We start from the raw sequence: 18,055 nt of genomic DNA on the forward strand, positions 1-18,055 counted from the left end.
AGAATTACCCGGTGCTTACGTAAGAACACCAGGTACCTTAACGTGATTTCTCCCTCTTTGCAGCTTTACGGGGAATTTTCCGGAATTTCCTGAAACATTGTTTTGAGCTCAGGCACGCACGAACCGCAGTTCGTGCCGCACCGTAGCGTCGCCCCCAGCGCGATAACGGAACCGCAGCCTCCGGCAATCGCCTCCCGTATCGCGTTTTCTCCAACGCTGAAACAGCTGCAGATGATGCGCCCCGGATCTGTAACCTTCCCCACGCCCTGCCCGTTCAGCAGCGCATGGCGCTCAGCGGGCGTCGAGGGTGGTGACTGAAAAGCGGCTTCTATCACCGGATGCGCCAGATCGGGCAAGGCGGTGCCTTCCCAAAAACCCAGCATCAGATGGCCGTTATGCCAGGCCAGTACGCTGCTGCGTTCCCCGGTTTGCGCAACCTGCAGCTGCCAGCCCCGGCCGCTGGCATAGTCCATGACCCACGACAGCAGCGGCTTATCACCCGCTATCGTCATTCGCGAGGCTTTACGCCACCAGTGAACCGAAGAGGGGATTTCCGGCCATTCCCGGGCATAGAGCTCCCCCTGCCAGGCGGGCTGCCAGGGCATGATTCTGACGGCGGTTTGCTTACTCTCCGGCTGCCCGGAAGCCGGATCGACGCGCCCTTCCACCAGCGCGTTAACCTTTCCCTGGCGGGCAAACTCAGCGTTCCAGTGCATAGGAGCAAACGCTTCGCCTTCCCGTATTCCGTCGTTGATTCGTACTCTGGCCACCATCACGCCGCGCGGCGAGCCGATCCGCGCCAGCTGGCCGTCGCACAGTGAAAACCGAATGGCGTCTGCGGCGCAGACCTCAACAAACGGCTCCGCGATATGCTGCATCAGCCGGGGCACGTATCCCGTACGGGTCATGGTGTGCCACTGGTCGCGGATACGGCCAGTGTTGAGGATCGCCGGGTATAGCGCGGTAGCCGTCGCGCCGTGCGGCAGCGGATCGACAGGCACTACGTTTCGGCGCGATAAATTCCCCGTCGGCCACTGGTACGGCTCAAGCGTCTCCCACGCTTCACGGGTTAACCCCGCCAGTTCCTGAAGGTTCAACGCCCGCGCGCCGTCATTTTCAAACGCCGTCAGCGCCGCATGTTCGCAAAAAATCTCCTGCGGATGTTGCCAGGCAAAGGCCTCGCCGTAGCCCAGCCGTTTTGCAATCTGAGCCACGATCCACCAGTCCGGCTTCGCCTCACCCGGCGCGGGCAGAAACGCGCGCTGGCGCGAAATGCGCCGCTCGGAATTGGTCACCGTGCCGTCCTTCTCCCCCCAGCCCAGCGCCGGAAAACGGATATGGGCGAACCGGCTGGTGTCGGTATCTTTCATCACCTCAGAGACAATCACCAGCGGACAGGCCGCCAGCGCCTGACACACCGCGTGGCTGTCCGGCAGCGACACGGCAGGATTGGTGCCCATGATCCACACCGCCTTCACCTCGCCGCGGGCGATGGCGTCAAACAGTTCCACCGCCATCAGCCCCGGCGTCTGCGCCAGCCGTTCCGTTCCCCAGAAACGCGCCACCCGCGAAAGATCGTCCGGCTCGAAACTCATATGCGCCGCCAGCTGGTTCGCCAGCCCGCCTACTTCGCGGCCGCCCATGGCGTTTGGCTGTCCGGTCAGCGAAAACGGGCCGCAGCCCGGACGGTTGAACTTCCCGCTGGCAAGATGCACGTTAATGATGGCGCTGCACTTGTCGCTGCCGCTGGAGGACTGGTTGATCCCCATGGTGTAGAGCGTTATCGCGCGAAGCGCGGTAACAAACCAGTCGTAAAAGGTACCAATATCCTCTGCCGGAAGGTCGCAAAACGCCGCCACGCGGGCAATCGGCCAATCATCAGTGCCCTGGATCAGATTGAGCAATCCCACAAACAGCCCGGCGTCGCTGCCGGGTTTAAGCGCCAGATGCAGGTCGGCAATATCGCAGGTAGCGGTTTTACGCGGGTCAATCACCACCACCTTCATCTGCGGGTTGTTGTGCTTTGCCTGCACCAGACGCTGATAGAGCACCGGATGCGTCCAGGCCGCGTTCGAGCCTGCCAGCACCACCAGATCGCTATTTTCCACATCCTCGTAGCTGCACGGCACCACGTCTTCGCCAAAGGCGCGCCTGTAGCCCACCACCGCCGAGGACATGCAGAGCCGGGAGTTGGTATCGATGTTCGCCGCGCCGATAAACCCTTTCATCAGCTTGTTGGCGGCATAGTAGTCCTCGGTTAACAGCTGGCCGGAGGCGTAAAACGCCACCGCCCGTGGCCCCCATGTGTCGATGATCTCCCGCAACCGCTCGCCCGCCGCGTTCAGCGCCTGCGACCAGTCCACCTCAAGTCCATCGACAACGGGGTACAGCAATCGCCCCTGCAAGCCCGTTGTCTCCCCCAGGGCCGATCCTTTCACGCACAGGCGGCCAAAGTTTGCAGGGTGGGTGTCGTCCCCCCGAACGCTGACCGCTCCATCCTCCACGCTGGCGATCACGCCGCAGCCGACCCCGCAGTAGGGGCACGTTGTCCTGGTTTCCGTCATGAGGCCTCCGCGCGCATCACCAGCTCTTCGTTGCCGACCCACACCTTGCCATTTTCAATTTTGACCGGCCAGGCGCGCACCGCGGGTTCGCCACTCTCCACCTGACAGCCGTCGCGCAGGCGAATGCGCTGCTTGTAGAGCGGAGAAATAACCATCGGTTCGCCCGCCGCATCGCCGAGGATGCCGCGTGACAGCACGTTCGCACTGCTGCCCGGCTCCAGGTCGTCCAGGGCATAAACGGACGTGCCAAAGCGGAACAGCGCGATCGGTTTACGGCCAAGACGCGCGCCAATGCCCGCCTGCTCCGGGATATCGTCAATGCCGCAGATTTCCTGCCAGCGCTTGCTTTCGTCCGACGGCGCGACGTTCACCGCGGTGCGGAACAGCGCCAGGCGGTCAGGATCGTTGAGCGTGGTTTGCCATTCGCATTGGTACGTCTCGACTACCCGGGCCATCTCCTGCTCCAGCTCGTGGGCGATGCCGAGACTGTCGTTGAGGATCACCTCACGCAGATAGTCGAGGCCGCCCTCCAGGTTGTCCATCCAGGTGCTGGTGCGCTGCAGGCGATCCGCCGTGCGGATGTAGAACATCAGGAAACGGTCTACGGTGCGGATCAGCGTTTCGTCATCCAGATCGCTGGCGAAGAGATCCGCATGGCGAGGCTTCATCCCGCCGTTGCCGCACAGATAGAGGTTCCAGCCTTTGTCCGTGGCAATCACCCCCACGTCCTTGCTCTGCGCCTCCGCGCACTCGCGGGTGCAGCCGGAAACGGCCATTTTGATTTTGTGCGGGGCGCGCAGGCCCTTGTAGCGGTGCTCCAGCCTGACCGCGAGACCAGTGGAATCCTGCACGCCGTAGCGGCACCAGGTCGACCCGACGCAGGATTTCACCGTGCGCAGGGATTTCCCGTAAGCGTGCCCGGTTTCAAACCCGGCCTCCACCAGCGCCTGCCAGATCTCCGGCAGCTGTTCCAGGGTGGCGCCAAACAGGTCGATACGCTGTCCGCCGGTGATTTTGCTGTACAGGCCGTAGCGTTTCGCAATCTGGCCGATGGCGATCAGCCCGTCGGCGGTCACTTCTCCTGCGGGCATGCGCGGCACGATGGAATACGTCCCGTCCTTCTGGATATTGGCGAAGTATCGGTCGTTGGTATCCTGCAACGGCAGGTGCGCCGGTTTGAGCAGATACTCATTCCAGCAGGAGGCCAGCACGGACCCCACCAGCGGCTTACAGATCTCGCACCCGTGGCCCTGACCGTAACGGCTGATAAGCTGGTCGAAGGTGCGGATATGGTTGACGCGAACCAGGTGGTAAATCTCCTGGCGCGAGTACGGAAAGTGTTCGCAGATGTCCTTTTTCACCTCAACGCCCTGCTCGGCAAGCTTGAACTCCATCACCTGCTTCACCAGCGCGCTGCAGCCCCCGCAGCCGGTCGCCGCTTTGGTGCACTGCTTAACGGTGCCGATATCCGCTGCGCCCGCGCTCACCGCCCGGCAGATATCGCCTTTGCTGACGTTATGACACGAACAGATCTGCGCGTTTTCCGGCAGCGCCGCCACGCCCAGCGCTTTTGGCGCGCTGCCTGACAACGCGGGTAGTATCAGCGTTTCCGGCTCTTTCGGCAGGCTGATGCCGTTAAGCATCATCTGCACCAGCGTGGCGTATTCGCTGGCATCGCCCACCAGCACGCCGCCGAGCAGCGTTTGGCCGTCGTGGCTGACCACGATTTTCTTGTAGATTTGCTGCGGGCCGTGCGTCCACTGGTAGCTTAGCGCCCCCGGCGTGCGCCCGTGAGCATCGCCAAACGACGCCACGTCCACGCCGAGCAGCTTGAGCTTAGTGCTCATATCTGCCCCGGTGAAGGTTTTATCTTCTCCCGCGAGCGCGGCGGCGGCGACGCGCGCCATCTGGTAGCCCGGCGCCACCAGGCCAAAGATTTTCCCCTCCCACAGGGCGCATTCACCGATGGCAAGCACGTTCGAATCGGAGGTCCGGCAGCCGTTGTCAATGCAGATCCCGCCGCGCTCGCCGACAGCCAGCCCGCTGCTGCGCGCCAGCGCGTCCTGAGGACGAATACCGGCAGAGAAGACCACCATGTCCGTTTCCAGCTGTTCACCGTCGGCGAAGCGCAGCACCAGCCCGTCGTCCGTCGCAGCAATTTCCGTGGTGGCTTTACTGGTGTGAACGCCAACGCCCAGCGCCTCGATTTTCCTGCGCAGCATCGCCGCGCCGTCATTATCAAGCTGCACCGCCATCAGATTGGGCGCAAACTCCACCACGTGCGTTTCCAGCCCGAGTTGCTTGAGGGCATTCGCCGCCTCCAGCCCGAGCAGGCCGCCGCCAATCACCACGCCACGACGCGAGCCCGCCGCGTGGGCCGCTATGTTGTCCAGGTCGTCAAGGGTGCGGTAGACAAAGCAGCCCGGCAGATCGTTGCCCGGTACCGGCGGTACGAACGGGTATGAGCCGGTCGCCAGCACCAGCTTGTCCCAGTGGGTCTCATGCCCGCTAGCGGTACGCACCACGCGCGCGTCGCGATCGATAGCGACGATCTGCTGCGAGAGGCGCAGCTCAATGCCGTTATCGGCAAAGAACTCTCCCTCCACCAGCGAGAGCGACGCCGCGCTTCGGCCGCCAAAGTATTCCGACAGATGCACGCGGTCATAGGCGGCATAGCGCTCCTCACCAAAGACAACGATCTGATACTGCTGATGCAGATTGCGGTTAACGCAGTCTTCGAGAAAATGATGGCCGACCATACCGTGCCCAACCACCACCAGAGTAGGTTTTGTCATAGCGTTCTGTCCTGCAACCTGCGGTTGCGTAGTGAAACGATCGAACAGCCAGTCCGCGCGTGCGGGCGCAGCCGTTGCCAGTAAATCGGTAAATGTTGCCGCGCTGCGGCAGTCGCCCATCAGCAGCACGCCAGCCAGCGCACCCTGATGGATCAGTAACCGACGATAGTGACGGGTTAGCGGATCCCAGGAACTCCAGACCACGTCGCCCGCCTGCGCCGCCGCGCGCCCGAGGCTGAACAGCTCCACGCCCGTAACCTTGAGGCGCACGCCGTTGTCGGTGAGGGCAAACGGCGCGGCTGTGTCACCCGCCAGCCGCGCGGCGAGAATATCCGCCTGCGTCATACAGGGCGCGACCAGGCCAAAGGTCTGGCCGTCAATTTCGCAGCACTCGCCAATGGCGTAGACGTCCGGTGCGGAGGTCCGCATCTGGCTATCCACCACGATGCCGCGCGCGCAGCGAACACCGCTGGCCTGCGCCAGCGCGACGTTGGGCTGCACGCCGGTCGCCAGCACCACGCGCGCGGCGGCGACGCGGCGTCCGTTGAGCAGCGTCACGCTATTCCCGTTAATCCCCGCGATGCCGGAGGCGAGTTCAGAGCGCACGCCCCGCGCCGCCAGCGCCTCTTCAAGCAGTACGCCCGCCTGCTGGTCCAGCTGCTGCTCCATCAGCCACGGGCCGCGATGAACGAGCGTGACGTTGTCACCTGAACGAGCCAGCGCTGCCGCCGTCTCTACGCCGAGCACGCCGCCCCCCAGCACCACCGCCGGACCGGCGATCGCCTGAATGGCGCGGGTATCCTCCAGGGTACGGAACGTGAATACGTGCGGCGCATCGCCCCCAGGAATCGGCGGCACAAACGGCGTTGACCCGGTGGCAAAGACCAGCGCATCCCAGCCCAGCGTGCGGGCGGTGGTTTGCACTTCCCGCGCGTCCACGTTCACGGCGAGTGCCTTTTCGCCCCGCAGCACCGTCACGCCGCGCTCCTGGTACCATTGGTCATCCTGAAGGCAGATGCCCGCAGCCGTTTTTTCCCCTCCCAGCACCGGCGAAAGCTGGATGCGGTTATAGGCATGCTCCGGCTCGTCACCGATGACGGTGATAGCGAACCGACCGGAAGCTCGCCCGGTGAGCGAAGCAATCAGCCGGGTTGCCGCCATGCCATTCCCGATAATGACCAGTCGCATCAACGCCCCCTCGTTACGCCGCTTTCGGCTGTTTTTCGTAGAGGAAATGGAGGATCTGCTGGCGCATGTGGTGATAGCGGCTGTCGTCCGCCAGCTGCACCCGGTTGCGCGGGCGCGGCAGGTCAACGCGCAGGATCTCCCCGACGGTGGCCGCCGGGCCGTTGGTCATCATCAGCACGCGATCGGAGAGCAGCACCGCCTCGTCCACGTCGTGGGTAATGAGCACGATGGTGGTGTTCAGCGCCTGCTGGATCTGCATCACCGAGTCCTGCAGATGGGCGCGCGTCAGCGCATCCAGCGCGCCGAACGGCTCATCCATCAGCAGCACTTTCGGCTTCATCGCCAGCGCGCGGGCAATCCCGACGCGCTGCTTCATGCCGCCGGAGATCTCCCCCGGACGCTTGTGCAGCGCGTGTCCCATCTGCACGCGGTCGAGGTTGTGCTCGATCCACTCTTTGCGCTCGGCCTTGCTCATGGTGTGACGGAAGACCTGATCCACCGCCAGCGCCACGTTGTCGAAGCAGGTCAGCCACGGCAGCAGCGAATGGTTCTGGAACACCACCGCGCGCTCGGGCCCCGGCCCGGCGATTTCGCGGTTGTCGCAAATCAGCCCGCCTTCCGTCGGCAGCGCGATCCCGGCGATGAGGTTAAGCAGCGTCGACTTGCCGCAGCCGGAGTGGCCAATAAGACTCACGGTTTCGCCCTCGTGGATATCAAAAGAGACGTTCTGCAGCGCCAGAAACTCGCCGCTGGCGGTGGAAAAACGCTGGCTCACGGCCTGGACCTGAATTAATGGTTTCATGTTCGCTCCTTATTTTTCCTGCCAGCTAAAGCGACGGGCGATCAGCATCAGCCCCTGCTCCAGCAGCAACCCGACCACGCCGATGATGACGATGGCAATCAGAATGTTTTCGACGTTGAGGTTGTTCCACTCGTTCCAGATCCAGAAGCCGATACCCAGCCCCCCGGTGAGCATCTCGGCGGCGACAATCACCAGCCAGGCGATGCCGATGGAGAGGCGCACCCCGGTCAGCACAGCGGGTAGCACAGCCGGGAAGAGTATGCGGCGCATGATCGTCCACTCGGAAAGCTGCAATACGCGGGCGACGTTGAGGTAGTCCTGCGGAATGCGGCGCACGCCTTCGGCGGTGTTGATCACCATCGGCCAGATAGAGCAGATGAAAATGGTCCAGCTCGACGCGGGCTCCGCTTTCTGGAACAGCAGCAGGCCGATGGGCAGCCAGGCCAGCGGGCTGACCGGCCGCAGAAGCGCAATCAGCGGGTTGAACATGCGCGAGAAAAAGGTGAAGCGGCCAATCAAAAAGCCCAGCGGAATACCCGCCAGCGCTGCCAGGCCAAAGCCGATGGCGACGCGCTGCAGTGAAGCAAGCACGTTCCAGCCAATGCCCATATCGTTAGGCCCGTCGCGATAAAACGGGTCGGCAAACAGGGTAATGGCGGAATCAAGCGTGCTGAGCGGCGTCGGGAAGCCTTTGCTGTTTATCGCCGCCAGTTGCCAGAGCACCACCAGCAGCCCAAGGCCGAGCAGCGCCGGGATAACGCGCTGGAAAAAGTCGTTAATCCGGCGTGCTAACGCGGGTGTGCGGCGGCGAACCTGTACCGGAGGCAGGACAATCACTTCCCCGCTCTCTGGCGTCTCTTGTGGTTTCGTGTTTTGCAGATGCGGCATAATCAGGCCCCTTTACGGTGAATGGCGAAACGGCTGGCGTACCCTTCCGGATCGGTGCCGTTCCAGACGGTGCCGTCCATCAGCGTGCTGCTGCGGTACGGTGATGACGGCGTGGACATGCCGCCGACGGCGGTGGCGGCATCCTGCCAGACCGCGGTCTGGTTGATGCGCTGCGCGATGCCCGCGTAGTCCGGCGCGGCTTTGAGCAAGCCCCAGCGGCGGAACTGGGTTAAGAACCACATGCCGTCGGAGAGATACGGGTAGCTCACAGCCCCCTCGTTGAAGAAGCGGATCGGGTGCGCGTCCTGCCAGCGCTGGCCCAGGCCGTTGTCGTACTCGCCGAGCATGCGCCCGGTGAGATACTGTTCTTTGCAGTTGAGCCACGCCCGGCGGGAGAGGATCTGCGCGGTTTCGCGTTTGTTTTCCGGGGACGCCTCGATCCAGCGCGCGGCCTCCAGCACCGCGCTCACCAGCGCCCGGGCGGCGTGCGGGTTTTTCTCCACCCAGTCGCGGCGCGTGCCGAGGATCTTTTCCGGATGATCGGCCCAGATGGACTGCGACGTGGCGGCGGTAAAGCCGATACGGTCGTTAATCGCCCGCGCGTTCCACGGCTCGCCGACGCAGAAGCCCACCATGTTGCCGATGCGCATGTTCATCACCATCTGCGGCGGCGGCACCACCACCGTGCGCACGTCGTCAAAGGGGTTAATGCCCGCGCTGGCCAGCCAGTAGTAAAGCCACATGGCATGCGTCCCGGTCGGGAAGGTGTGTGCGAAGGTGTAGGTTCCCGGCGCCTGCTGCCCGATCAGCGTTTTCAGCCCGTCGAGATCGCGAACGCCCTTCTCCGCCAGATCGCTTGAAAGCGTGATGGCCTGGCCGTTCTGATTGAGCGTCATCAGGTTCGCCATCTGCTGCGGCTTGCCGGCGATGCCCAGCTCCAGCCCGTACAGCAGACCGTAAAGAATGTGTGCGGCGTCCAGTTCTCCCGCCACCAGCTTGTCGCGCACCGCCGCCCAGCTCGCCTCTTTGGTGGGAACGATGGTGATACCGTATTTTTTATCAAAGCCTTTTAACGCTGCGATAACCACCGGCGCGCAGTCGGTCAGCGGGATAAACCCGACGCGCACCGTCTCCTGTTCCGGTTTATCTGAGCCAGCCGCCCAGGCAGCCTGCATAACACCCGGTAACAGCGCTGCACCACTCGCCAGCATGCTGGCCTGCAAAAATCGCCGTCTCGACAAATCCGCCATAACCGCTCCCGAAAAAAAGCCAAAAAAAAGCGCCCGCCGTGCCGAAGCACTGCTGGACGCCTTTATCCCGAAGACAAATGCACCGCCGTTGGCGCACCGTCAAAAATGGTTAATTAAATAATGCAAAGCCAGTGCCAGGTTTGAAGACCCTCTTTCAGGGCCCAGAAACCGGGTTTTGCCCGCGTTCACGCACCTCAATCAGGCATAAAATGCCCGCTGATTGTGCAGCTACTCCTTTGGTGTTACCTGCCAGACGCTCTTCACCATAAGCAGCGCGCGGGCGATATCGACCATGCGCTGGTTCTTGTCCATTGCCATTTTGCGCAGCGTCGTCCAGGCCTGTTCTTCACTCATGTTCTGGTGGGTCATCAGCACGCTTTTGGCTTTATCAATGGTTTTGCGCTCCTCAAGCGTATCGCGCAGCGACACGAGCTGGCGGGAAAGCTGCTCTATCTCTCGTGCCTGCTGGCGAACCAGGGTCAGCAGCGGTTTATCCGGGTAGTGCGCCAGCGGATCGTCCTGTTCATCCCCGGGAAGCGGGTATGCCTCGTCGCGCTGAATACGCTCATCCACCGCGACCATCAGATCGGCGATGATCGTCTCCTCCAGCGCGCGCAGATGCTCCAGCCGCGCCGTTTGCAGCGCAAACCAGGCGAGTGCGGTATTGCCATTGTCTGCGGCAGGCTGGCGGGTACAGGCCACGCGCCGGAGCTGCTCCGTCTCACGATCGGGCTGACAATTAAGGGAGAACGAAGTCTGCACGTCGGCCTGGCTGTGGGAGAGAAAGATCTCAAAGCAGGCCTGCTGCCCGTCAATGCGGTCAACCAGCCGCTGGCGGGTCACATCATCGAAAAAGCCCTGCGTGAAGCCAATCGCCCCCAGGGCCCGCTCTTGTCCCGCCAGCTCTTTCCCCTGCATCAGGCTATATAGCGCGACGAAACGGCCCGCGATTTGCGGGTCGTCAATGCTGTCATTAAGCTGCGGTACGATACTGAGCAGGTGGCGCAGCATGCGGGAGTAGTGCTCCATTGCCTGCGGAGCCGTTAGCGTTTGCCGATTTACACCGTCGCGCAGCGCGGGAAGCGTCTCCAGCGTGAGCAGCGCATTGCCAATACGTTCGCAAACGGCGCTTCCCGGAAAGGCGGACTGTTTTCCAAGAATATCGTTCAGTGCAGCAAGGTTTTCATCCACCAGCGCCCGGCTGGCTTTGCATTCAGGCGCATAGAGCTTACCCTGTGAGCAGAGCCAGACGTTAGATGCGCCGCGCTCGCACTGGAGCATATGCACCAGTTGGCTAATGCCGCGCACCAGCACGTTCAGCTGCGCCAGCCTGCTGAGCTGCTCCCGGCGCATCCGCCTTGCGCGCTGGAGCCATTCGGTTGCACCTGGCGAAATGCCGGCCATTAATGTCATGCTTACTCTCCCGGACAGCGAAACTCCGGGGAAATTAAGCAATATTCGTGCCTTTATAAGAACAGGAGTCAACATGCAGAAGATTGTGATCGTCGCCAACGGTGCGGCCTACGGCAGCGAATCCCTTTTCAACAGCCTGCGCCTGGCGATCGCGCTACGCGAAAAAGAGAGCGACCTGGTACTGCGGATATTTTTAATGTCCGACGCCGTCACCGCCGGGCTGAAGGGTCAAAAACCGGCGGAAGGCTACAACATTCAGCAGATGCTGGAGATCCTGACCGCGCAGGACGTGCCGGTAAAACTCTGTAAGACCTGCACCGACGGGCGCGGCATTACCGGGCTGCCGCTGATCGAGGGCGTAGAAATCGGTACGCTGGTTGAACTGGCCGAATGGACGCTGACCGCGGATAAAGTATTAACTTTTTAATAATAAACCCGTAAAAATATTATTTTCTTATGGACGCGGTTTCAGCATCAAGTTTACCTGCGGGGTTGCCGATAGGCATGGAAACAACACAGCAGGTATTTCACTTATGTTCAGATCCATTCGCGCACGCATTATCGCCGCGACGACAGGCTGCCTCGTCGTCGCCCTTCTTCTCAATACCGTAATTAACTTCCAGGTCACGCGCCAGGATAACCAGCAGTCCCAGCGCGATATTCTGACCAGCACCCGCGCCAGCCACAACATGGCGATTGCCGACTGGGTCAAAAGCAAAATGACGGTGATTACCTCCGCGCAGAGCATCGCGCTGGCTGACGATCCGGTTCCGGCGTTTAAGCAGCTTGCCCAGGCGGGCGGTTTCACCAATGTTTACGTGGGCTACGCCAGCAAGACGGCGAAATTCTCCGACCCGACAGGCGTCCCGGCGGATTATGACCCCACCGTTCGTCCCTGGTATCAACAGGTGGTGAGCACGGACGGCCCGGTGGTAACGGCACCCTACGTTGATGCCGGGACCGGGAAGCTGGTGGTCACGTTTGCCGTGCCGGTGAAGGAGAATGGCGCTCTGAAAGCGGTGGTGGCGGGCGATGTCGCCATGGATAGCGTGGTGGCGAACGTGCGCGGGATCCACCCCACGCCGGCCAGCAGCGGGTTGCTTCTGAACAGCGACGGCACGGTGATTGCCGCCAACGAGCCGGCCCTGACGCTGAAGCCGTTTGCCGAGACGATCAAAGGCATCGACCTTGCGGCGCTGAAGAGCGGTAACCCGGTCGACGGAACGCTGAATGACAAGGATAAAACCTTTATCGCTTCAGCCGTGCCGGGCACGAACTGGCTCCTGGTCGTCGCCCTCGACAGCAGCGATGCCACCTCCGGCATGCGTTCCCTGCTGAAAGCGTCGGCGATTTCGCTGGTGATCCTCGCACTCCTGAGCGGCGCCATTGTTCACGTCCTGATTGCCCGCCTGCTGAAACGCCTGTCCGACATTCGCGACGCGATGCACAACATTGCCAACGGCACTAACGATCTGTCCCAGCGCCTGCCGGACAGCGGCGATGACGAAGTGGCGCAAATTGCGCAGGCGTTTAACGCCTTCAGCGATAAGCTCTCGGTGGTGATGGTTCAGCTCCGTGACGCCAGCGCCTCGGTGAAAAACGCCGCGCAGGAGATTGCGGCAGGTAACCAGGATCTCTCCGGACGTACCGAGCAGGCGGCGTCCAGCCTTCGCGAAACCGCCAGCGCCGTGGAAGAGATCACCGCCTCTGTCACCCAGTCGAATGAATCGGCAGCAGAAGCCAACGATCAGGCCAGCAAGGCCTCTGCGGCCGCAGCGCGCGGCGGTGAAGTGGTTTCGCAGGCCATCAGCACCATGCAGTCCATCGAAGTGGCGTCCGCTAAGATTGGCGATATCACCAGCGTGATCGACGGCATCGCCTTCCAGACCAACATTCTGGCGCTGAACGCCTCCGTCGAGGCGGCGCGTGCCGGTGAGCAGGGCCGCGGGTTCGCCGTGGTTGCCGGTGAAGTGCGGAACCTCGCCAGCCGCAGCGCCCAGGCGGCGAAAGAGATCAAATCGCTTATCGACTCCACCACCGACAGCGTGGCCACCGGCTCGCGCTACGTGCATCTGGCCGGGGAAAGCATGGATGAGATCCGCTCCAGCATCGGCAGCGTCTCCGGCATCATGCGCGAGATCTCAATTGCCACCAGCGAGCAGATGAAAGGCATTCACGAGATCAACCACGCGGTGACCCATCTCGACAGAATGGTGCAGCAGAATGCCGAGCTGGTGGTGCAGTCCGCCGCGGCCGCCAGCGCATTGCAAAGCCAGGCGGGCGACCTTGCTGAAACCGCCGGCCATTTCCGCATTTAATTTTCTTCAGACGCGCGTTAAACAGGGTAAACGCGCGTCCGCTGAAAGGTTTCAGGAATTTTGTCATTTTTGTTTAATCGTTATGCCATTTTTTGATCAAAATCAGCATCCCTCGCTCCCCGCTTTGGTGTTATGCAATGAGTATTTTGTGAACAACATCACGCTCGGGATGGGCAAAATCGACGGGGTAGAAAATGGCACTGGTGAAAACAAGTTTGAAACTGTTTGGCGGGGATACGGTGGTGGTGCGTTGCTCAGAGCGCTGTCGTATTCATCTGATGAGTGCGAAAGCACAGAAGCAATCCCAGGCGGATATTCTGACCGTGCAGGATGACAAGGCCTGGCTTACCGTGCCGTATACCGGTACGTGGGATGTGCTGATCGACAGCCACAGCCAGTCGCTGGAGCACTCGGTCAGCTACGTGGCTGCGTAATTTAAACGCCCGGCTCGCCGGGCGTATTCTCAGGCAAAACCCGGTCGCAGCGTGCTGTTGAGCGGGTTCCCTTCCAGCAGCGCCTTCACTTTCACCACCAGCTCATTCAGACAATCGTCCTGCATGCCGAGGCGGGTCAGCTCCTGATCGAGGGAGAAGAGATATTGCGCGTTGGTGCCCAGCGGCCCGCTGGCGGCGGCAATTAACGGGGCAATCACCTGCGTGCGGGTGTCCGCTTCATACAGCGGGTGGCGCGGATCCATAATAAATACCAGCGCGTTAACGGTGCGCCCGTCGTCGAGCTCCAGCTTGCACCAGCTCGGCATATAGCAGCCGGTGATCATCTCGCGCTTCCAGAGCAGCGTCAGCTCCTCTTCGAGCGTGGCATCCGGAAGGCGATACGCGACGCCCGTGGTGCGTCCGCCCTCTTTTAGTGCAAGCATGCGCCCTGGCTGACAGGCGCTGCCGCGTCCGGCCGTCAGGCGCAGGCAAAATGCGCGATGCCAGCCGGGCAGCGTGCCGGTTGCCGATTCAACAAATTCGAGAGCCGGGTTCCACATCAGTGAACCGTAGCCAAAAATCCATACCGGGCCATCATCCGGGCGGCAGGCAAGCGTAGCAGCGAGCGACGCCGCACGTTGTTCAGCTGACCAGAGAAGCGATTCCTCAATAGCACCAAATGCCGTCTTACAATCTGCCTTCATTAAGAAATCACGCGTTAACACTTTCCACCTCCGCCACTGCATGCTTCCTTGCGACATCTGTAATTCGCCTTCCCGGCATTCTGTGCTGGTCATTTTGCCAGCAGTCAAATTACGATAAGCAATTAGCGGACCAGTTGCAATACAACGGCAGTTCAACCGCCTGAAAAGTCAAAATGAAGGCAGCGAATAATTTCACGGCTATTTCTTTTTATGCAATTTATCATCGTCTCCTTTCTCATAGTCATGTTTTACTGCGGCCCAGGCGACCTTGTGCGCCGTCTCTTCCCGGCTGGCATTATCCCGCCGATCGTCTTTATCTTTGTACTGATCCCAGGCGCTGTTAAACGCTTCTTTGTAGATATCCTGCGCGTGTTCGGGCAGGACGTTTTTCACGTTATCGGGTAATTCGCGTTTCGTTTTATATGGCATCACTAACCTCTCTTTTGCCTAAAGAGTTAAGTGTGGACGACGATACGCCGGTGTGCCAGCTGGTCATAAACAATGAACGAATGAATTTCATAATTCATTGTTATTTAAACTATATTTAAAAGAGATATCTTATTATAGGCATTAAATAAGAAAACCATAACAAAGGGTAAAATTAAGTAAAAAATAAAGGTTATTTAACAGATTTCTGTTAATTTGTTGCCCTTAAAATCTATCTATAATTACAAGCACCTGCATTGATGGAGAAGCACATGACAGCAACACACGAGGCGGTAAAGACCCGCCACAAGGAGACGTCTCTCATTTTCCCGGTTCTGGCACTGGCTGTGCTGCTCTTCTGGGGAAGCAGTCAGTCACTGCCAGTGGTGGTTGGTATCAATATTCTTGCCCTGGTGGGCATTTTAACCAGCGCATTTAGCGTCGTTCGCCATGCGGACGTATTAGCCCACCGCCTGGGCGAGCCTTATGGCTCTTTAATTCTCAGCCTTTCCGTCGTTATTCTCGAAGTCAGCCTGATTTCCGCGTTGATGGCAACCGGCGATGCCGCCCCGACCCTGATGCGCGATACGCTTTACTCCATCATTATGATTGTGACGGGCGGCCTGGTAGGCTTCTCTCTGTTACTGGGCGGACGCAAATTTGCGACCCAGTACATGAATCTTTTCGGCATTAAACAGTATCTGATTGCCCTCTTCCCGCTGGCAATTATCGTGCTGGTCTTCCCGATGGCGCTGCCGGGCGCAAACTTCTCCACCGGCCAGGCGCTGCTGGTCGCGCTGATTTCCGCCGCCATGTACGGCGTGTTCCTGCTCATTCAGACCAAAACGCACCAGAGCCTGTTTGTGTATGAGCATGAAGACGACAGCGACGACGATGACCCGCACCACGGCAAGCCGTCGGCCCACAGCAGCGCGTGGCACACGGTTTGGCTGATCGTGCATCTGATTGCGGTGATTGCCGTCACCAAGATGAACGCCAACCCGCTGGAGACGCTGTTAACCGAGCTGAACGCGCCGGTGGCCTTTACCGGTTTCCTGGTGGCGCTGCTGATCCTCTCCCCTGAGGGTTTAGGTGCGCTGAAGGCGGTGCTGAACAATCAGGTGCAGCGTGCGATGAATCTGTTCTTCGGCTCCGTGCTGGCGACCATTTCACTCACCGTACCGGTGGTGACGCTGATCGCCTTTATGACCGGTAACGAGCTGCAGTTTGCGCTGGGCGCGCCGGAGATGATTGTGATGGTGGCCTCGCTGCTGCTGTGCCAGATTTCATTCTCCACTGGCCGCACCAATGTCCTGAACGGCGCGGCGCATATGGCGCTGTTTGTAGCGTACTTGATGACGATCTTTGCATAGTCTTTTTGCCCAGCGGCGCTGCGCTTACCCGGCAATATGTCCCATAAAAAAACCCGCCGAAGCGGGTTTTTTTATTAGTTGCTGGTATCCAGCTCGTCGAAGCTTTTCACCAGATCGTCAATCGCTTTGATCTGCTTCAGGAACGGCTCCAGCTTATCCAGCGGCAGCGCGGATGGGCCATCGCATTTCGCGTTAGCCGGATCCGGGTGCGCTTCAATGAACAGACCTGCCAGGCCGGTCGCCATACCGGCGCGCGCCAGCTCGGTCACCTGAGCACGACGGCCGCCAGAGGCTGCACCAAACGGGTCGCGGCACTGCAGCGCGTGGGTCACGTCGAAGATCACCGGCGACTGGTTTGAGACGTTCTTCATCACGCTGAAGCCCAGCATGTCCACAACCAGGTTGTCGTAACCGAAGTTAGCGCCACGGTCGCACAGAATAATCTTGTCGTTACCGCCTTCGATAAACTTATCGACGATGTTACCCATCTGGCCTGGGCTCACGAACTGCGGTTTTTTCACGTTGATCACGGCACCGGTTTTCGCCATCGCGGCAACCAGGTCGGTCTGACGCGCCAGGAACGCCGGAAGCTGGATTACGTCTACCACGTCTGCCACAGGCTGCGCCTGCCAGGACTCATGCACGTCGGTGATCACTTTCACGCCAAACGTCTGCTTCAGCTCCTGGAAAATTTTCATCCCCTCTTCCAGGCCCGGGCCACGGTAAGAGTTGATGGAGGAGCGGTTGGCTTTGTCAAAAGAGGCTTTAAACACGTACGGAATGCCCAGCTTCTGGGTCACGGTCACGTAGTGCTCGCAGATACGCATGGCGAGATCGCGGGATTCCAGCACGTTCATACCGCCAAACAGCACGAACGGCAGGTCGTTTGCTACCTTGATATCACCAATGCTAACCACTTTTTGTTTCATAGGATCGCCTTATTCAGGTGTGAATCGGAATTAAGATTAATGCAGTGTAATTTGTTTGTGCGAGATCGCGTTGATCTGCGCGCGAATCATTTCGCTAATCGGATCTTCCGGACACTGCTCGACGAAATAGCTCAGATCGTTCAGCGCCACGTGCTCGCAGTCGAGCTGGGCATAGATAAGCCCGCGGTCGCGAATTTCGTACGGATCTTCCGGATTAAACTGCAGCAGCACTTCACTGGCACGCAAGGCCAGCTCCATCTGACGCTCTTCCATCAGCGCTGACTTCAGCGTATCCAGCAGCTTGCGAATGACTTCGGCGTTGTCGGCTTCGTCGAGATCTTCGTTAAAGAGCTCGGCCACCGGGCTGATGTTGCCTTTCAGCCAGACGTCCAGCGTATGCTCGTCCAGCGTGTCGCCGTTAAACGGATTAATGAGCCACATCTCACCGTCCAGCCACTCCGCACGCAGGATCATCTGCGTCGGGAAAATAACCGGCACCAGCGGAATATCCAGGCGGTGCGCAACCCACAGCAAAATAGAGCCCAGCGCAACGGCGCTGCCCTGACGATTTTTTAAGACCTGGTCCAGCCATAATGCGTCAGACAGGCGATACACGCCACGCGTGTCGCAGAAACCCCATTCGCCGTAGAAAAGCTCCAGAAGCTTCTCTAATTGCCAGTCCTGCGGGCGCGCCTGATTGATCTCTTCACGCGCCAGGCTGACCAGATTCTCCAGCTCATCGTAAACGTACTGCGACGTAAAATCGTCGCGTATCATCTCCGAAATCAGGATCATGCCATCGCAAAGCGGCACTTTATTAAATTCGAAATCGGCTAAGGACCTCATGACTTACCCCAGTAACGACTGAGCGAACAATGACGCTCAGGCGCGATAAAACTCAAAACGATGTAGATGATAACGCCAAACTGCCTTTCAGTCAGCCTTACGCCTTTATCAGTAAATGGCAGATA

At 60.0% G+C, this 18,055-nt stretch carries 14 protein-coding genes and 1 pseudogene; 4 read left to right on the top strand and 11 right to left on the bottom strand.

Annotated features, from left to right (window positions below; all coding sequences use genetic code 11):
• Nucleotides 1-65: 65 nt before the first annotated feature.
• From DG357_RS13220 to nasR, 6 genes are all read right to left on the bottom strand, one after another.
• Nucleotides 66-2,564, bottom strand: coding sequence for a nitrate reductase (locus DG357_RS13220; RefSeq protein WP_088204325.1), 2,499 nt, complete (start codon nt 2,562-2,564; stop codon nt 66-68).
• On the bottom strand, nt 2,561-6,547 hold the full coding sequence (nirB, locus tag DG357_RS13225) for a nitrite reductase large subunit NirB (RefSeq protein WP_088204324.1): 3,987 nt from the start codon (nt 6,545-6,547) through the stop codon (nt 2,561-2,563). Before nirB ends, DG357_RS13220 begins: the two co-directional genes overlap by 4 nt.
• Before the next feature lie 13 nt (nt 6,548-6,560).
• Nucleotides 6,561-7,349 (bottom strand): ABC transporter ATP-binding protein, encoded by a 789-nt coding sequence (locus DG357_RS13230; RefSeq protein WP_045630583.1) that lies wholly within the window; start codon nt 7,347-7,349, stop codon nt 6,561-6,563.
• 9 nt (nt 7,350-7,358) lie between these two features.
• Nucleotides 7,359-8,237: a nitrate ABC transporter permease gene (gene ntrB, locus DG357_RS13235; RefSeq protein WP_048960149.1), complete on the bottom strand. Its 879-nt coding sequence runs from the start codon at nt 8,235-8,237 to the stop codon at nt 7,359-7,361.
• 2 nt (nt 8,238-8,239) lie between these two features.
• Nucleotides 8,240-9,487 (bottom strand): CmpA/NrtA family ABC transporter substrate-binding protein, encoded by a 1,248-nt coding sequence (locus tag DG357_RS13240; RefSeq protein ID WP_048960152.1) that lies wholly within the window; start codon nt 9,485-9,487, stop codon nt 8,240-8,242.
• A gap of 228 nt (nt 9,488-9,715) precedes the next feature.
• Nucleotides 9,716-10,900 carry a nitrate regulatory protein NasR gene (gene nasR / locus DG357_RS13245; protein WP_088204323.1) on the bottom strand — a complete coding sequence of 395 codons (1,185 nt, stop codon included), beginning with the start codon at nt 10,898-10,900 and terminating at the stop codon, nt 9,716-9,718.
• 73 nt (nt 10,901-10,973) lie between these two features.
• Here nasR and DG357_RS13250 point away from each other — a divergent pair, with 73 nt between their 5' ends.
• The 3 genes from DG357_RS13250 to DG357_RS13260 all read left to right on the top strand — a co-directional run bounded on the left by DG357_RS13250 (nt 10,974) and on the right by DG357_RS13260 (nt 13,652).
• Complete coding sequence (locus tag DG357_RS13250; protein ID WP_028013455.1) at nt 10,974-11,327, top strand: DsrE/DsrF/TusD sulfur relay family protein; 354 nt, start codon at nt 10,974-10,976, stop codon at nt 11,325-11,327.
• A gap of 106 nt (nt 11,328-11,433) precedes the next feature.
• Nucleotides 11,434-13,218 carry a methyl-accepting chemotaxis protein gene (locus DG357_RS13255; protein WP_088204322.1) on the top strand — a complete coding sequence of 595 codons (1,785 nt, stop codon included), beginning with the start codon at nt 11,434-11,436 and terminating at the stop codon, nt 13,216-13,218.
• Nucleotides 13,219-13,412: 194 nt separating this feature from the next.
• Nucleotides 13,413-13,652, top strand: a complete 240-nt coding sequence (locus DG357_RS13260; protein ID WP_013096243.1) for a DUF1883 domain-containing protein — start codon at nt 13,413-13,415, stop codon at nt 13,650-13,652.
• 29 nt (nt 13,653-13,681) lie between these two features.
• Here DG357_RS13260 and DG357_RS13265 read toward each other — a convergent pair whose 3' ends face one another.
• Nucleotides 13,682-14,377: a gamma-glutamylcyclotransferase gene (locus DG357_RS13265; protein ID WP_028013457.1), complete on the bottom strand. Its 696-nt coding sequence runs from the start codon at nt 14,375-14,377 to the stop codon at nt 13,682-13,684.
• A 177-nt stretch (nt 14,378-14,554) separates the two neighbouring features.
• A complete protein-coding gene (chaB, locus tag DG357_RS13270; protein ID WP_088204321.1) occupies nt 14,555-14,785 on the bottom strand; it encodes a putative cation transport regulator ChaB in 231 nt (76 codons plus the stop codon).
• Nucleotides 14,786-15,054: 269 nt separating this feature from the next.
• Here chaB and chaA point away from each other — a divergent pair, with 269 nt between their 5' ends.
• Nucleotides 15,055-16,155, top strand: a complete 1,101-nt coding sequence (gene chaA, locus DG357_RS13275; protein ID WP_008499517.1) for a sodium-potassium/proton antiporter ChaA — start codon at nt 15,055-15,057, stop codon at nt 16,153-16,155.
• Between the two features lie 74 nt (nt 16,156-16,229).
• Here chaA and kdsA read toward each other — a convergent pair whose 3' ends face one another.
• The 3 genes and pseudogenes from kdsA to DG357_RS23180 form a co-directional block, all read right to left on the bottom strand.
• Nucleotides 16,230-17,084: a 3-deoxy-8-phosphooctulonate synthase gene (kdsA, locus tag DG357_RS13280; RefSeq protein ID WP_028013459.1), complete on the bottom strand. Its 855-nt coding sequence runs from the start codon at nt 17,082-17,084 to the stop codon at nt 16,230-16,232.
• Between the two features lie 36 nt (nt 17,085-17,120).
• Nucleotides 17,121-17,930, bottom strand: coding sequence for an invasion regulator SirB1 (sirB1, locus tag DG357_RS13285; protein WP_028013460.1), 810 nt, complete (start codon nt 17,928-17,930; stop codon nt 17,121-17,123).
• A 41-nt stretch (nt 17,931-17,971) separates the two neighbouring features.
• Nucleotides 17,972-18,055: pseudogene (locus DG357_RS23180) on the bottom strand (siroheme synthase); the annotation flags it as partial.

It is taken from the genome of Enterobacter bugandensis (assembly GCF_900324475.1).
GTDB classification, from domain to species: domain Bacteria; phylum Pseudomonadota; class Gammaproteobacteria; order Enterobacterales; family Enterobacteriaceae; genus Enterobacter; species Enterobacter bugandensis.

Coding starts and splice junctions, on each gene's coding strand:
- chaB (WP_088204321.1), bottom strand. CDS start 14,785: ATGCCATATAAAACGAAACGCGAATTACCCGATAACGTGAAAAACGTC.
- DG357_RS13255 (WP_088204322.1), top strand. CDS start 11,434: ATGTTCAGATCCATTCGCGCACGCATTATCGCCGCGACGACAGGCTGC.
- nasR (WP_088204323.1), bottom strand. CDS start 10,900: ATGACATTAATGGCCGGCATTTCGCCAGGTGCAACCGAATGGCTCCAG.
- chaA (WP_008499517.1), top strand. CDS start 15,055: ATGACAGCAACACACGAGGCGGTAAAGACCCGCCACAAGGAGACGTCT.
- DG357_RS13240 (WP_048960152.1), bottom strand. CDS start 9,487: ATGGCGGATTTGTCGAGACGGCGATTTTTGCAGGCCAGCATGCTGGCG.
- ntrB (WP_048960149.1), bottom strand. CDS start 8,237: ATGCCGCATCTGCAAAACACGAAACCACAAGAGACGCCAGAGAGCGGG.
- DG357_RS13220 (WP_088204325.1), bottom strand. CDS start 2,564: ATGACGGAAACCAGGACAACGTGCCCCTACTGCGGGGTCGGCTGCGGC.
- DG357_RS13230 (WP_045630583.1), bottom strand. CDS start 7,349: ATGAAACCATTAATTCAGGTCCAGGCCGTGAGCCAGCGTTTTTCCACC.
- kdsA (WP_028013459.1), bottom strand. CDS start 17,084: ATGAAACAAAAAGTGGTTAGCATTGGTGATATCAAGGTAGCAAACGAC.
- DG357_RS13260 (WP_013096243.1), top strand. CDS start 13,413: ATGGCACTGGTGAAAACAAGTTTGAAACTGTTTGGCGGGGATACGGTG.
- sirB1 (WP_028013460.1), bottom strand. CDS start 17,930: ATGAGGTCCTTAGCCGATTTCGAATTTAATAAAGTGCCGCTTTGCGAT.
- DG357_RS13250 (WP_028013455.1), top strand. CDS start 10,974: ATGCAGAAGATTGTGATCGTCGCCAACGGTGCGGCCTACGGCAGCGAA.
- nirB (WP_088204324.1), bottom strand. CDS start 6,547: ATGCGACTGGTCATTATCGGGAATGGCATGGCGGCAACCCGGCTGATT.